Annotated in this window: 16 protein-coding genes and 1 tRNA gene; 9 read left to right on the forward strand and 8 right to left on the reverse strand. The window is 66.6% G+C overall.

Annotated elements, in window-relative coordinates:
* Positions 1-31 precede the first annotated feature (31 nt).
* The 3 genes from EV560_RS32455 (at position 32) to EV560_RS32465 (ending at position 1,094) form a co-directional block, all read left to right on the forward strand.
* Positions 32-108: transfer RNA gene (locus EV560_RS32455), tRNA-His, on the forward strand.
* A gap of 194 nt (positions 109-302) precedes the next feature.
* Entirely contained in the window at positions 303-731 is a 429-nt protein-coding gene (locus tag EV560_RS32460; protein WP_131859999.1) for an Hsp20 family protein, read from the forward strand.
* 96 nt (positions 732-827) lie between these two features.
* Positions 828-1,094: a BQ00720 family protein gene (locus tag EV560_RS32465; RefSeq protein ID WP_131860000.1), complete on the forward strand. Its 267-nt coding sequence runs from the start codon at positions 828-830 to the stop codon at positions 1,092-1,094.
* Between the two features lie 8 nt (positions 1,095-1,102).
* Here EV560_RS32465 and EV560_RS32470 read toward each other — a convergent pair whose 3' ends face one another.
* Positions 1,103-1,873 (reverse strand): alpha/beta hydrolase, encoded by a 771-nt coding sequence (locus EV560_RS32470; RefSeq protein WP_248312320.1) that lies wholly within the window; start codon positions 1,871-1,873, stop codon positions 1,103-1,105.
* A 111-nt stretch (positions 1,874-1,984) separates the two neighbouring features.
* Between EV560_RS32470 and EV560_RS32475 the strand changes: the two genes are divergently transcribed.
* The 3 genes from EV560_RS32475 (at position 1,985) to EV560_RS32485 (ending at position 4,683) form a co-directional block, all read left to right on the forward strand.
* Positions 1,985-3,202, forward strand: coding sequence for a glycosyltransferase family 4 protein (locus EV560_RS32475; RefSeq protein ID WP_131860002.1), 1,218 nt, complete (start codon positions 1,985-1,987; stop codon positions 3,200-3,202).
* A gap of 90 nt (positions 3,203-3,292) precedes the next feature.
* Positions 3,293-3,835, forward strand: coding sequence for a translation initiation factor IF-3 (gene infC, locus EV560_RS32480; protein WP_131860108.1), 543 nt, complete (start codon positions 3,293-3,295; stop codon positions 3,833-3,835).
* 116 nt (positions 3,836-3,951) lie between these two features.
* Positions 3,952-4,683, forward strand: a complete 732-nt coding sequence (locus tag EV560_RS32485; protein WP_131860003.1) for an aldolase — start codon at positions 3,952-3,954, stop codon at positions 4,681-4,683.
* A gap of 76 nt (positions 4,684-4,759) precedes the next feature.
* Here the strand turns inward: EV560_RS32485 and EV560_RS32490 are convergent, their stop codons facing one another.
* Entirely contained in the window at positions 4,760-5,053 is a 294-nt protein-coding gene (locus EV560_RS32490; protein WP_131860004.1) for a GYD domain-containing protein, read from the reverse strand.
* Positions 5,054-5,327: 274 nt separating this feature from the next.
* Between EV560_RS32490 and EV560_RS32495 the strand changes: the two genes are divergently transcribed.
* A complete protein-coding gene (locus EV560_RS32495) occupies positions 5,328-7,889 on the forward strand; it encodes a chemotaxis protein CheW (RefSeq protein ID WP_131860005.1) in 2,562 nt (853 codons plus the stop codon).
* A 66-nt stretch (positions 7,890-7,955) separates the two neighbouring features.
* On the opposite strand, the gene EV560_RS32500 is transcribed toward EV560_RS32495, so the two are convergent.
* Positions 7,956-8,990: an amino acid ABC transporter substrate-binding protein gene (locus EV560_RS32500; protein ID WP_131860006.1), complete on the reverse strand. Its 1,035-nt coding sequence runs from the start codon at positions 8,988-8,990 to the stop codon at positions 7,956-7,958.
* Positions 8,991-9,279: 289 nt separating this feature from the next.
* On the opposite strand from EV560_RS32500, the gene rpmI reads away from it, so the two are divergent.
* Entirely contained in the window at positions 9,280-9,480 is a 201-nt protein-coding gene (gene rpmI / locus EV560_RS32505) for a 50S ribosomal protein L35 (RefSeq protein WP_131860007.1), read from the forward strand.
* Positions 9,481-9,508: 28 nt separating this feature from the next.
* A complete protein-coding gene (gene rplT, locus EV560_RS32510) occupies positions 9,509-9,883 on the forward strand; it encodes a 50S ribosomal protein L20 (protein ID WP_131860008.1) in 375 nt (124 codons plus the stop codon).
* 210 nt (positions 9,884-10,093) lie between these two features.
* On the opposite strand, the gene EV560_RS35955 is transcribed toward rplT, so the two are convergent.
* From EV560_RS35955 to EV560_RS32530, 5 genes are all read right to left on the reverse strand, one after another.
* Positions 10,094-10,732, reverse strand: coding sequence for an aspartate/glutamate racemase family protein (locus EV560_RS35955; RefSeq protein WP_165923747.1), 639 nt, complete (start codon positions 10,730-10,732; stop codon positions 10,094-10,096).
* 3 nt (positions 10,733-10,735) lie between these two features.
* Positions 10,736-11,770: an amino acid ABC transporter substrate-binding protein gene (locus EV560_RS35960; RefSeq protein WP_165923748.1), complete on the reverse strand. Its 1,035-nt coding sequence runs from the start codon at positions 11,768-11,770 to the stop codon at positions 10,736-10,738.
* Between the two features lie 149 nt (positions 11,771-11,919).
* The gene (locus EV560_RS32520; protein WP_131860009.1) at positions 11,920-13,251 is read right to left on the reverse strand and encodes an aspartate aminotransferase family protein; all 1,332 of its coding nucleotides are present in this window, start codon (positions 13,249-13,251) and stop codon (positions 11,920-11,922) included.
* Positions 13,248-14,141 (reverse strand): MurR/RpiR family transcriptional regulator, encoded by an 894-nt coding sequence (locus EV560_RS32525; RefSeq protein ID WP_131860010.1) that lies wholly within the window; start codon positions 14,139-14,141, stop codon positions 13,248-13,250. The genes EV560_RS32520 and EV560_RS32525 overlap by 4 nt, the downstream gene beginning before the upstream one ends.
* 114 nt (positions 14,142-14,255) lie before the next feature.
* On the reverse strand, positions 14,256-14,849 hold the full coding sequence (locus tag EV560_RS32530; RefSeq protein ID WP_131860011.1) for a TetR/AcrR family transcriptional regulator: 594 nt from the start codon (positions 14,847-14,849) through the stop codon (positions 14,256-14,258).
* Positions 14,850-14,910 lie beyond the last annotated feature (61 nt).

Genomic DNA, 14,910 nt, shown 5'->3' on the forward strand with positions numbered 1-14,910 from the left:
CACGGTCGTGCGAAGGCGCCCAGGGTGCCGTGCAGCCATAGCTCAGTTGGTTAGAGCGCTAGATTGTGGATCTAGAGGTCCCCCGTTCAAGCCGGGGTGGCTGTACCATCCGGATTTTCCTCCCGGCTCCGGGACATGTTCCGGTGGCGGGTAGCGGTCTTCTGTGGGCCGCTACAGCCGGCTCTTGAACCTGCCCAATCACCTCGCCATATCTTGCTCAAGCGGGAGGGTTCGCCTTCCGTCTCGGGGCGCTGCGCCAAGCGGGCCTCGATCGAGAAGAGGCGCCTTTCGGGGGCTTCAGTATGACGCGCACGCCTAGCCTGTCCCACCCCTTCCTGCTCGGGTTCGACGATATCGAACGCGCGCTCGACCGGGTCGCGAAAGGCGCAAGCGAAGGCTATCCGCCCTACAATATCGAGCGGATGCCGCGCACGGAGGATGAGCCGGATCGGCTCCGGATCACGCTCGCGGTTGCGGGGTTTGCTCGCGACCAGCTCGAGATCACGCTGGAAGAGAACCAGCTGACCATTCGCGGCCGCCAGAGCGACGACAAGAGCCGGCAATTCCTTCACCGCGGCATTGCTGCGCGTCAGTTCCAGCGCTCCTTCCTGCTCGCCGACGGCATGCAGGTCCTCGGAGCGGATTTGTCGAACGGTCTATTGGCCATCGATCTGGTCAGGCCGGAACCGGAACGGCTCATTCGGCGTATCGATATCGTTAGTCGAGATTGAGCGAAGATCGGAATGGACGCTCAGCGGTTTGCGTTCGCTCCGGACCTGTAGACCTGAAATCAAGCCGCCATTCGCACTGCTCTGAAGGAGGGCGCGATGACCAACGATGCCAATACTCTTCGTACCTCGCCTCTGACCCCGGCCGAATTCGCGGCGCTGGGCACCGGTGAGGTCGCTTACCTCAAGCCGATGACGTCCGAGGATCTGGTGCGGATTTTCCCGCAGGCTCCGGAGATCCAGCCGGGCCTCAAGCTCTTCGCCCTGCTCTCGGCCGATGGCGCTCCCATCCTGGTGACCGATTCGCGTGAAGCCGCGACGGCCAATGCCTGGGAGCACGACCTCAAGATGGTCAGCCTCCACTGAGTTTCGCCTCAGGCCGCCATCCCTGCGATGGCGGCCTGGAGCCGCGCCAGGTCAGGCGGCGTCGACAGGCGGTGATCGCCATCCTTGATCAGCGTCAGCACGACCGGATCGCCGCTCAGGTGTTCGACCAGCTTCAGCGCCTGCTGCCACGGCACATCCGGGTCCTGCATGCCCTGGAGGATATGGACCGGGCAGCCCGCCGCGATCTCGCCGTTGAACATCAGGTGCTTGCGCCCGTCCTCGATCAGCTTGCGCGTGATCGGCGTCGGATCCGGCGAATAGGCTGATTGCCTGAGCCAGACCCCCTCGCTCATGATCGTGTTGCGGATGTCCTCGGGCATCCGCGCCCACATCAGCTCCTCGGTGAAATCGACCGCCGGCGCGATCAGCACCATGCCGGCCGGCGCCAGCGCCGTGCCCTGCAACCGGCGCGCCGCCAGCAATGTCAGCCAGCCGCCCATCGAGGAGCCGACCAGGATCGGCCGGCTCTGGCAGCGGGCGGTGATCACGGCAAGCGCGTCCTCGAGCCAATGCGAGATCGTCCAGCGTGCGAAATCCGCGCTCGATTCGCCGTGGCCGGCATAGTCGAAGCGCAGGAAGCTGCGCCCGGCCGCGCTCGCCCAGCTCGCCAGAGCCTCGGCCTTGGTCGCCCGCATGTCGGAGACGAAGCCGCCGAGCCAGACCACCGGCGCGCCGGTCCCGGCCTGGTAGAGATGCGCGATCCGGCGGCGTTCCTCGCCGCTGCCGACGTCGAGCCATTGCGGGGCAGGCTGCTCCACCTCAAATCTCCTGTGACGAATCCACGTTACGGAGCAATTATAGGCTGCTTGTGTCGCGCGCACGTGGTCATACTGCCGCCCGAACCGAAGGATCTTTTTGAAACGGTGAGCATGTCCTTCCAGCCAGGCGCGCATCTGTCGCTGCCCTCGACTGAGACCCACCCGCTGAGCGGGCGCACCATCCTGCAGATCATTCCCGATCTCGAGGCCGGCGGCGCCGAGCGCACGGCGGTCGATATCGCCAAGGGATTGACCGATGTCGGCGCCCGCGCCCTCGTCGCCACCGAGGGCGGCCGTCTTGTCGCCGAATTGCAGGCGAAGGGCGGGGTCTGGCTGCCGTTTCCGGCTGCCTCGAAGAACCCGTTCGCCATGGCGATGAACGTCCGCAAGCTGATGCTGCTCTGCAAGCATGAGGGCGTCGAGCTCGTCCATGCCCGCTCGCGGGCGCCGGCCTGGGTCGCGCTCGCCGCGTGCAAGGCGCTGAAGCTGCCCTTCGTCACCACCTATCACGGCTCCTATGCCAGCCGCTCGGCGGTGAAGACGCTGTATAATTCGGTGATGGCGCGCGGCGACGTCGTCATCGCCAATTCCGGCTATACCGCCGACCTCATCCTGGCCAAGCACGGCTTCGCCCGGGATCGCATCCGGGTCGTCCATCGCGGCACCAATTTCTCGTCCTTCGCGCCCCTGGCCGTCGGGCCGGACCGCGTGCAGGCCCTGCGCCAGGCCTGGGGCGTCGAGCCGGATCAGCGCATCGTCCTGCTGCCGGGACGACTCACCGGCTGGAAGGGCCAGCGCGTGCTGATCGAGGCCGCTGCCATCCTGCGCGATGGCGGCGACACCGAGACCGCCTTTATCCTCGCCGGCGACCACCAGGGCCGCGAATCCTATGTGAAGGAACTCGACCAGGAAATCGCCAAGGCGAAGCTCGAAGGCCGGGTCAAGCGTGTCGGTCATTGCGCCGACATGCCGGCGGCGCTGCTCGCGGCCGCCGTGGTCGCGGTGCCCTCGACGGAACCGGAGGCTTTCGGCCGCGTCGCTGTCGAGGCGCAGGCCATGGGCGCGCCGGTCGTGGTCTCCGATCTCGGCGCCGTACCCGAGACGGTGCTCGCGCCGCCGCAGACCATGCCGGCGGAGCGCACCGGCTGGCGCGTGCCGCCGGGCGATGCCGCTTCGCTCGCCGCCAGCCTCGCCGAGGCGCTGGCGCTGCGGCCTTCGGCGCGCGAGGCTCTCGCCCATCGCGCCCGCCTTCACGTCGAGCGCCATTTCTCGCTTGAGACGATGGTGAGTGAAACGCTCGACGTCTATTGCGCGTTGTTGGGGCGGTGAGCGCATTCGCTCTTCCATTGACAACGCGTCGCTTTATGCAATGTGTCTGCATCTTGGCGTCTGATACGCCAATCACAGGAGAATACTGCCATTCGTCGTCCCTTCCGCGCTGCCCCAGCCCCGACCAAAGACGGCCCCCGGGCCAACCGTGATATTCGTGGCGTCCGCGACGTCCAGCTCATCGACGAGTCAGGCGCCAACCGTGGCGTAGTCTCGTTCTTCGAGGCCCTGAAGATTGCCGAGGACGCCGGACTCGACCTGGTCGAGATCGCCCCCAATTCTCAGCCTCCGGTCTGCAAGATCCTCGATTACGGCCGCTTCCGCTTCCTGGAGCAGAAGAAGGCGGCCGAGGCGCGCAAGAAGCAGCGCACGATCGAGATCAAGGAGATCAAGCTCCGCCCCGGCATCGACAAGCACGATTACGACGTGAAGATGAAGGCGATGCACGGCTTCTTCGAGGAAGGGGACAAGGTCAAGGTGACCCTGCGCTTCCGCGGCCGCGAGATGGCGCACCAGGATCTCGGCGTGAAGGTGTTGGAGCGGGTCAAGGCCGATCTGACCGAGGTCGCCAAGGTCGAGAGCGACTGGCAGCTCGAAGGCCGCCAGATGGTGATGGTGCTCGCGCCCAAATGACGAACGCCTGATCGCGCTATGCGATCGGCTTCAGGCCCGGACTTCGCGCCGGGCCTTGTCATGTTCGGCGTCGCGATGCTTCGATCGGGAATCCCGTATCGAGCACAGGTTGCCGTATGTCCCAGCCCAGCATCACCGTCCAACGCCGCAGCCTCGCCGCAGCCTTGCGGCTCGCCGCCAAGTTCGAGCTCAACGAAGGCATCTGCAACCATTTCTCGGTCGCGCTGCCCGACGGCCCCGACGGCAAGCCGCGCTACCTGATCAACCCCTATGGCGTGCACTGGGCCGAGATGCGCCCGTCCGATCTGCTGCTGATCGACGACAAGGGCATGGTGCTGGAAGGGGAGGGCGAGGTCGAGGCCACCGCCCGCAACATCCATATCGCCGCCCACAAGGCCAATCCGCGCCATGTCGCGGTGCTGCATGTCCACATGCCCTATGCCACGGCCCTGACCATGGTCGAGGGCGGCAGGCTGGAAATGGCGCATCAGACCGCCTGCCGCTTCCATGGCCGCACCATGTACCAGGACCATTTCGGCGGGCTGGCGCTCGACGAGGCCGAGGGCGAGGCGATCGTTGCCGCCAACAAGGCCGACAGCTCGGCCGATATCACCTTCCTCGCCCATCACGGCGTCACCATTGGCGGGCCCTCGGTCGCGGTCGCCTTCGATGATCTCTATTTCCTGGAGCGGGCCTGCAAGCAGCAGGTGCTGGCCATGTCGACCGGCAAGCCCCTGAAGCTGATCCCGCAGCCCGAGATCGAGGCGACGGCGCGCGAATGGCGCCAGGTGCTGGTCTATCAGTCCGAGAAGCATTTTGAGGCGCTGATGCGGATGGAAGGCGTCTGAGGCTTTCTCGGTGTTGAATGCACTTATGGGGGAGGGCGGCCTCGCCTTATTTGAGCGCCGCGAGGCCGCCTGCGCGCTAGCTGACCGAGCGGATGATTTCGCGATAGGCTGCTTCCGGGAAGGCCTTTAGCGTTTGCGTCCTGATATTGCCCTGCATCGCCATCTGCAGGTTGAAGCGGGCCGCAACGGCATCGTCCGGCGCTTCGTAGACGGCGACCATGTCGTATTTGCCCATGGTCATGAAGAACAGCTTGAAATCGCCACCCATGCCCTTGAGCAGCTCCCTGGCGGCATCGAGACGCGTCGGCGAGGCTTTGACGTTGCGCACGCCCTGCTCGGTCCAGTTGGCCAGCATGATGTAGGTCGTCATGGCGTCCTCCCAAGGCCGCCCTGTTCTGACGGAAGGCTTGGCAAAGACAGGTCCGGCCTGGACATGCGCTCTGGGCGGCTTGGAGACCATCCATTGGCCGGACCGCCAGTCTAGCACGGCTCGCGGTGAATGCTGAATCGGGTGAACTGCCTACAAAATCAGCAAAAATCGCCTTCGGGGACGATGCGAATCAGATTGCACGCGGATTAGCCTTCGCCGCGAAGATCCGGAAGCCGAAACGTTGGGGCAGGGCTCATCCGGGCGGGGGCTGAAGGTGGGCGCCAGCAAGGGTTTCGAGGCCGATCCGTCGCTGCCGGGTCTCGTCCGTCACATGCATGCGATCGCGGCCTATCGCGAGGAGCTCGGCCGCCTGCAAGCGTCCTGGGATACGCTGAGCCTGCTCGGCGAGCTCTCCGGCAACGCCACCGAGATGGCGGGCACCCGCGCGGCTTTCGGAGAGCTGAGCGCGGCCCTGCTCCAGCATCTCGCCATTGAGACGCATCGCAAGGCGCTGGCCGACCTGCGGACCAAGGCCCAGAACGGCATCAACATCCTCGTGCGCAACCTGTTCGAGCGCACGGCCGATATCGGCTTCCTCTCCGCCGACGAGCATATCCGCGCCCTGCTGGAGACCGGCTCGGACGATGCCGCGGCGCGTATCGCGCTGGAAGCGCGCTTCAAGGAATATGTCGCGAAATACTCGGTTTATTCCGACATCATCCTGCTCGATCGCGAGGGCGAGGTCCGCGCCCGGCTGGAGCCGCATGCGGCGGCGTCGAGCAATCACGGCATCCGCAATGAGGCGCTGGCCAGCGACGGCGCCTATGTCGAATATTTCGGCCCGCTCGATATCGTCTCGGACGAGCCCCGGCTGGTCTATGCCTGGCGTGTCGAGCGCCCCGGCCAGCGCCCGCTCGGCGTGCTCATCCTGGTCTTCCGCCTTGCCGACGAGATGGACGGCATCTTCCGCAACCTGATCGCGCCCGATGACTGGACCGTGCTCGCCTGTGCCGGCCCGGACGGCACGATCATCGCCAGTTCCTGCCCGATCCAGGCGCCGGCCGGCCTGAAGCTGCCGCCGGGCGCCCTCATTCCCTCGAATAAGCCGCTACGGCTCGGCGGCCGGCAATATCTTGCCGTCGCCTGCGAAGCCGCCGGCTATCAGGGCTATCTCGGACCGGGCTGGAGCTGCATCGGGCTGCTGCCGCTGGAAGCCGCCTTCGAGCGCGAGGAAGGGCAGGCGGTCGAGGGCGTCGATGCCGGCCTGCTCGATTCCGTCACCGGCGATCCCGCGCTGTTCTCCGACGAGCTGCGCACCGTCTCGCGCCAGGCCGGGGTCATCCAGCGTGACCTCAATCGCTCGGTCTGGAACGGCTGGATCAGGCAGACGGATTCGACCGAGGCCAATGTCGCCTTCTCGAAGCTGCTGCTCTCCGAAGTCTCCAATGCCGGCCGGAAGACCCAGGCCGTGTTCGACGCCTCGATCGGCGATCTCTACCGTACGGTGATCGCGGCGATCCTCGAGAAATGCCGCTCGCATGCGGGTTTCGCCATCGATGTCATGGACCGCAATCTCTACGAGCGCGCCAATGATTGCCGCTGGTGGGCGCTGGACGCGACCTTCGCCAAGGCGCTGTCCGAGCCTGCGCCGGAGGCGTTCCGCGCCTGCCGCGGCGTGCTCGGCGCGATCAATGCGCTCTACACGGTCTACAGCAACCTGATCCTGTTCGATGCGACCGGCCGTGCCGTCGCGGTCTCGCAGCCCGGGCACGAGGATCTGCTGGGAACGGCGCTCGACGGCGAATGGGTCGCGCGCACCCTGTCGCTGCGTTCGACACAGGACTATGCGGTCTCGCGCTTCGAGCCGACCGCGCTCTATGACGACGCCGCGACCTATCTCTACGCTGCCGCCATCCCGGGCCGGAATGGAAGGCCGCTCGGCGGCGTCGCCATCGTCTTCGACTCCACCCCGCAATTCGCGGCGATGCTGCAGGATGCCTTGCCGTCCGACGCCGCCGGCAAGCCGCTCGCCGGCGCCTTCGCGCTCTTCCTCGACGATGCCGGCAAGGTCATCGCCTCGACCTCAGAGCGCTTCGCCATCGGCTCGGCCTGCGATCTCGGTGTCGATCTCGGCGGCGTCGCGCCCAAGCAGGACCTCTCGCGCATCATCGCCTTCGAGGGGCGCTACTACGCCATCGGCGCGGTGATCTCGCGGGGCTATCGCGAATACAAGACCAGGGACGGCTATCGCTCTGATGTCGTCGCCGTCTGCGCCGTGCCGCTCGGTGCCGTCACGGCGGCGCGCAGCACGCTCGCGGTCGCTGCGAATGCCAATGCCGCGACGCTCGCCCGCAAACCCGGCGAGGGGGCGGTGACCGAGATCGCCACCTTCCATATCGCCCGGCACTGGCTCGGCGTGCCGGCACGCGAGGTGGTCGAGGCGGTGGATGCCGCCGACATGAAGCCGGCGGCCGCGACGCTCGCGGGCTCGGTCTTCGCCGGCTACAAGCTCTACAAGGGCGCGCCGGTCCCTGTGCTCCGGCTGGAGGCGCGGCTCGGGATCGCCGGCGGCCCGCGCGAGGATCAGCAGATCGTCATCGTCCGCTCGGCCGGCAGCCTGCTCGGCCTCTTGGTCGATGCGCTCGGCACGATTCCGGCGGTGTGCGCGGCCGACATCATGCCGATCAAGGAACTGACCTCCCGAGACGACGTGCCGGCGACAGGCGTTGTCGGCAATGCCGGCAGCGGCGCGGGCATGCTGATGCTGCTCGATGTCGACCGGCTCGGTCTCGATATCCTCGGGCGGACGCCGTTCCGGGCCCAGGCCGCGGAATGAAAAAGCCCTCCCGTGAAGGGAGGGCTTCATGGCGAGGGCCCTGGCCCGAGCCGGATCTATTTGCTCTCAGCGCACCGGCGGCGCGTATTGCAGCCCGCCCTGGGTCCAGAGCCGATTGACGCCGCGCGGCAGGTAGTTGCTCGACTTCTCGCCGAAATGGCGCTCGAAGCTCTCGCCGTAATTGCCGACCGCCTTGATGATGCGCACGGCCCAGTCATTGGTCAGGCCGAGCGACTCGCCGAACTTGCTTTCGACGCCGAGCAGGCGGCGCACTTCCGGGTTCTGCGAGGTCTTCACCATCTCGTCGACATTCGCCTGGGTGACGCCGAGCTCCTCGGCATCGATCAGCGCGAACACGACCCAGCGCACGAGGTCGAACCAGGCCTGGTCATTCTTGCGCACCCACGGGCCGAGCGGTTCCTTGGAGATCACCTCCTGCAGCAGCAGGTGCTCGTCCGGCTTCTGCAGCTTGCCGCGCGTGCCGGCGAGCGAGGAGAGGTCGGTGGTGTAGGCGTCGCAGCGGCCGGCCTCATAGGCGGCGACCGTCTCTTCCAGCGTGGCGAAGGCGACCGTCTCGAACTTGATCTTGTTGGTGCGGCCGTAGTCGGCGAGGTTGAGCTCGGTCGTCGTGCCCTGCGCGACGCAGACCGAGGCGCCGTCGAGCTCCTTGACCTTGGTGACGCCGAGCTTCTTGCGGACGATGAAGCCCTGGCCGTCATAATAGTTCACGGCGGTGAAGCTGATGCCCTGGCCGATATCGCGGCTCAGCGACCAGGTCGTGGTGCGCGCCAGCACGTCGATCTCGCCGCTCTGCAGTGCGACCAGCCGGTTCTTGCTCGACAGCGACAGGTACATCGCCTTGTCCTGGTCGTTGAAGATCGCGGCCGCCAGCGCACGGCAGACATCGGTGTCGAAGCCGCGCCAGACGCCCTTGGCGTCCTGCAGCGAGAAGCCCGGCACGCCTTCGCTGGTGCCGCAGATGATCTGGCCGCGCGCCTTGATCTTGTCGAGCGTCGACTGGCCGGCCTGGGCAAAGGCGGGAATGGCCGAAAGCGCCGCGAGCGCAAGGCCCGCCGCCAGGCTGAGGAGAGAGGTCTTCACGTCATAATCTCCGGGAGGGAAGGCGGCGGCCAATGATCCCGAACTGTTACGATGGTGTGAACATTTTGCGTCCGGCGCGGCCGCATGCGACGAAAGGGCCGCCAAAGATCGATTCGGCCTGCATTTTCGTCTTTGCGCGCCTGCACTTGCCAGGGCCGGGCTTTTCTGTCATACGCGCGGCCTTCGATCGCCCGGCTGATAAGGGCTGCCGTGGCGGTCGTACTTTGCTTCCAGCAAGCAAAACTTCAGCGGCGCATTTCGCGCGTCCGCGACCATTTGAGGAGCTGAAATGCCCAAGATCAAGACGAAGTCGAGCGCTAAAAAGCGCTTCAAGATCACCGGAACCGGCAAGGTGCTCTATGCCCAGGCCGGCAAGCGTCACGGCATGATCAAGCGGACCAACAAGCAGATCCGCAATCACCGCGGCACGACAACGCTCTTCGAGGGCGATGCGGCCAACGTGAAGAAGTACTTCCTGCCGAACGGCTGACGCCCTCTAACCTTCCGGAGATCATCACATGGCTCGCGTGAAACGGGGCGTAACGGCCCACGCCAAGCACAAGAAGACATTCAAGGCCGCCAAGGGCTTCTATGGCCGCCGCAAGAACACGATCCGCGCCGCCAAGGCGGCCGTCGATCGCTCGATGCAATATGCCTATCGCGACCGCAAGAACCGGAAGCGCTCGTTCCGCGCGCTCTGGATCCAGCGCCTCAACGCTGCGGTGCGCGAGCATGGCCTGACCTACTCGGTCTTCATCGGCGGCCTCGCCAAGGCGGGCCTCGAGCTCGACCGCAAGACCCTCTCGGCTCTCGCCATCGACGACGCTGCTGCCTTCACGGCCGTGGTCGAGACGGTGAAGGGCGTGCTCGGCGCCGAGGCCAAGGCCGCCTGAGCGGCTTTTGCCGAATTGAATTGGAAAAGGCCGGCAGCGATGCCGGCCTTTTTCTTTTGCGATGGTTGCAGTGCACAACCGACGCCATTCCGGCGTGAGCGGCAGGTGTGAATAGCGCGACATCGCGACCCCGTCATTGCTTCGCTCCGCTCGCAATGACGGGAAAGTCACGGCTGCTGCGTCCGACGGCCTATACTTCTCTCTTGAGGTTCAGGACGCTTCCAGCAGCAGCCGGCGCAGCTTGCGCACTGCGCTGCCCGGCGTGGTCAGCACCGGCTTGCCGGTCATGGCGGCGAGGGCAGGTGCCACGCGCGCCAGGCTGAACTGTGCCAGCGCGATCGTATCGCAATCCTTCAGCTCCTCGGCCGCCAGCAGCGCCAGCCGGTCGTGCTCGCCGGTATCGCCACGGTCGAGCGCCGCCATCGCGCCCTCCGCCAGCTTGGGCACGAGGCGCAGGCTGGCCGGGAATTCTGGCGGCATCGATGCCAGCGTCGGCCCGAAGCTGGCGAGCAGGCCGAGCGTGCCGCCGAGCGCCTCCGCCTCCTCGATCATCGCCTCGTTCGGCTTCAGCACCGGCATCGGTGCGAGCGCCCGCTGCACCGCCTCGATACAGGGGCCGAAGGCCGAGCAGGTGAACAGGATGCCGTCCGCGCCCGTGCGCTTCGCATAGTCGCCGAGCGCGAGGAAGCGTTGCGTCATCGCCTCCGTGAGCTTGCCGTCGCGCGCCAGATCGGCCGAGAGCGAATCGTCGAGCAGGTTCATCAGCCGGGCTTCCGGCCAGAGCTCCGCAAAGGCCGCCTCGATCGGAGGCGGCGAGTGGCGCAGGGCGTGGATCAGCGTAATCCGCATCGTTCACCTGATCGGGTAGGGGTATTGCAGGCCGCCGCGCGAGGCGAGGTCGTTCAGGCCGCGCTTGAGTAGCAGCCGCGAGCCGGAGCCGACATTGCGCTCGAAGGCCTCGCCATAATTGCCGACATGCTTGACGATCCGGTAGGCCCAGTCGTTGGTGAGGCCGAGCGCCTCGCCGAACTTGCCGTCGGCGCCGAGCAGGCGGCGCACCTCCGGATTGCTCGACGATTTCAGCTGCTCGTCGACATTCGCCATGGTCACGCCGAACTCCTCCGCGTTGATCATCGCATAGTGCACCCAGCGCACCAGCGCGAACCAGTTCTCGTCGCCACGCCGCACGGCGGGCCCGAGGGGCTCGCGCGAGATCAGCTCGGGCAGGATCGTGAAATCGTCAGGCTTGGCGAACTTCAGCCGCTCGGCGGCAAGGCCCGAGCTGTCGGTGGTGAAGGCGTCGCAGCGCCCGGCCTCCAGCGACTTGACGCCCTCCTCGTTGGTGGCGAAGGCGATGCCCTCGTATTTGAGGTTATGCGTGCGGAAATAGTCGGCGAGGTTGAGCTCGGTCGTCGTGCCCTGCGTCACGCAGATCGAGGCGCCGTTGAGGCCTTTCGCATCGGTGACGCCGAGCGCCTTCCTCACCATGAAGCCCTGGCCGTCATAGAAATTGATCGTCGGCCAGGCCATGCCCTGTGCCGTGTCGCGCGCCATCGTGTAGGTGGCGTTGCGCGCAAGCAGGTCGACCTCGCCGTTCTGGACCACGAGGAAGCGCATTTGCGGCGTGGTCGGTACGAACTTGATCTTGTTGGGATCGTTGAAGATCGCTGCCGCGATGGCGCGGCAGAGATCGATGTCGAGCCCGTTCCAGCGGCCATTGCCATCCTGCACGCCGAAGCCGGGAAGGCCGACATGCATGCCGCAGACGAGCTCGCCGCGCTGCTTCACGCGCTCCAGCGTGTTGCCGCTATTGGTCTGGGCCAGGGCCGAGCTCGCCGCCAGGGCGAGACCGAGGCCCAGGGCAGCCGTCTTCAGTCGTTTGAGCATTTTATATCCCCTCTTTGTTGATTTTGGGCAGGCTTGAAGGCGTGAGGCTCAACGCATCGGCCCGAAAGCTGGCTTGCGGCTTTCGGAAAAGCCGATGCGAAAACAGGACGCTGGATCACCGGACCGGATACGAACTCCGGTCCGACGGTCTAAGCCGCGGTCGCGATCGCCGCGTCGACGGCATCGCCCAGGCGCTCGACGATCGCGTCGAGATCGGCCGGGCCGGCGATGAAGGGCGGGGCGAGCAGGACATGGTCGCCGCTGCGGCCATCGGCCGTGCCGCCCATCGGATAGACCAGCAGGCCGCGCGTCATCGCCTCCTGCTTGATCCTGGCGTTGAGCTTGAGCTTGGGATCGAACGGGGTCTTGCTCGCGCGGTCGGCGACGAACTCGACGCCCCAGAAATGGCCGCGGCCGCGAATGTCGCCGACATGGCGGTGATTGCCGAGCCGCTCGGTCAGGCGCTGCTCGATATGGCCACCCTGCCGGAAGACCTTCTCGACCAGCCCGTCGCGCGCCACGACCTTCTGCACGGCGAGCGCGGCGGCGCAGGCGAGGGGATGGCCGACATAGGTCTGGCTGTGCGGGAACAGGCCCGAGCCGGCCCTGACCGTATCCATGATATGGCCGGCGACGAGCATCGCGCCGATCGGCGCATAGCCGCCGCCGAGCCCCTTGGCGATCGCCATCAGGTCGGGTGCGACGCCTTCCTGCTCGCAGGCATGCAGCGTGCCGGTGCGGCCCATGCCGCACATCACCTCGTCGAGGATCAGAAGCACGCCGTGGCGGTCGCAGATCTCGCGGATGCGCTTGAAATAGCCCGGCGCAGGCGGCGAGACGCCGAGCGTGGCGCCGACCACGGTCTCGGCCAAGAAGGCCGCGACCGTCTCCGGTCCGAGCGCCAGGATCTTCTCCTCGAGCTCGTCGGCGACGCGCAGCCCATAGGCCTCCACCGTCTCCTCCGGACGCCTGCCGCGATATTCATGGCAGGCCGAGATGTGCTGGCCGTCCATCAGCATCTCCTCGAAGGCAACGCGGTCCTTCATCCGGCCGCCGACCGAGAGGGCGCCGAGCGTGATGCCGTGATAGCTCTGCCGCCGCGAGATGAAGTTGACACGCCTGGTCTCGCCGCGCTCGACGAAGACATGCCGCGCCATCTTGAGGCAGGCCTCGATCGCCTCCGAGCCGCTGCTGCAGAAATAGACATTCGCCATGCCGGCCGGCGCCGAGGCGATCAGCCGCTCGGCCAGCTCCTCGGCCGGAGCGCTGGTGAAGAAGCTGGTATGGGCATAGGCGAGCTGGTCGATCTGCGCATGCATCGCCGCCAGCACGTCGGGATGGCCATGGCCGAGGCAGGAGACCGCCGCACCGCCGCTGGCGTCGATATAGTCGCGGCCCTCGCTGTCGCGCAGGAAGAGGCCCTGTCCGCTCGCGGCGGTGGGGTAGGGCTGGTTGAGCAGCCGGTGAAGAACTTGCGTCATGGCTCGCCTCGCTTGCCGGGTCGTGCGGTCTGGAAGGTGTTGAAGGCGTCGAGCTGGGCCTCGCTCTGCGCGATCGCATCGAGCGCCGGGCGCCCCTGCTTGGCCGCGATCAGCGCCGCCAGGCATTCGGCCGCGGCGAACGCAGGCGTCATGCTGTGGAAGAAGGAGGGCGTCTCGGTCCGCACGATCAAGGCCTCGTCCGCCAGCCGGGCGAGCGGCGACATCGCGCTGTCGGTCAGCGCCACCACGGCGGCGCCGCGCCCGCGCGCATAATCGGCCGCCTGCAAGGTGAGCCGGGTATAGGGTGCGACGGAAATGGCGAAGAGCAGGTCTCCCGGGCCGATCAGCCTGAGGGCGTCGATGCCGCGCCCGCCTGCGGTATCGGCGAGGATGGTCGGCGCGCCCGTGAGCGCACGGATGTAGTCGAAAACATAGGCCGCCGGAAAGGCCGAGCGCAGGCCGAAGCAGAAGACGCGCGACGCGGCGAGGATCATCCCGGCGGCGCGCTCGAACCGGGCCAGCGAGTCGGGCTCGCGCAGCGCCTGCATGTGCTGGGCGAGCGCGCCGAACAGATCCTGCGCCAATGCGCCGCCGCCCTCCTGCTCATGGCGCGCGATCAACTCCTCGGCCCGGCCGTGGAAACTGTCCGGCCGCTGCCGCATCGCCGCGGCATGGATGGCGCGCACGGCCTCGAACCCGTCGAGCCCGAGCCGCTGCGCCAGTCGTGTGAAGGTCGCGGGTGTCAGCCCGCTGCGGCGCGCCTGCTCCCTGGTGGTCAGCAGCGCGACATCGGCGGGATGGTCGAGCACCCAGCGCGCCGCCTGCTGAAGCTGCGGCGGCAAGTGCTCGAACTGATCCTTGAGAGCTGCGGTCAGGCGCGATCCGTCCATGACGAGACGCTAGCAGCGTCCCCTGTGGAATGAAACAGATAATTCATAGCGATCAATATGAAGCATATGTTTCATGCGGAGCAGTACCAAGACCGGGCGCCCGCACGGCGGGCTTCAGCGCCGCAGCAGGAGCCCGTCGAGCATCAGATTGAAGGCCTGGATGGCCTTTTGGGAGATTGCCTGCGGATCGGGGGCATTCGCGATCCATTGGGCCGCGTATTGCGTCGCGCCGCAGATCAGGCGCGCCGCCGCCTCGGCATCGATGCGGGCCACGGTGCCGACCTCGATGAGCTTCTCCAGGCTCTCGGTCATCGAGCGGATGCACTCGCTTTGCGACGGCCAATGCCAGGGATCGCCGAGGACGGCGGGTCCGTCGCGCAGCACGATGCGCTGGATCTCAGGCTCGAGCGCCATCTCGATATAGGCGGTGCATTCGTCGCGGAAGCCGGTCCAGGGATCGGGCGCCCGGCCGGAGACAGCGCGCAGGCGCTCGTTCATCTCGCCGTCGATCTCGGCGATCACCGCCCCGAGCAGCCCCTTCTTGTCGCCGAAATGATGGTAGAGCGCGCCCCGCGTCAGGCCGACCGAGGCGGTGAGGTCGTCCATCGAGGTCGCGGCATAGCCGACCGTGCCGAAATCCGACCGCGCCGCGGCGATCAGCTTGGCGCGGGTCTCCGCGATCATGTCCTTGCGTGGCCTGCGCGCCATTCATGTCCCTTTCGCATACGTCTCGTATGTTAATTGACATACGCAGCGTATGCAATTATTC

Origin of the sequence: Allobosea sp. BK604 (assembly GCF_004341515.1) — a bacterium.
Classification (GTDB): Bacteria; Pseudomonadota; Alphaproteobacteria; order Rhizobiales; family Beijerinckiaceae; genus Allobosea.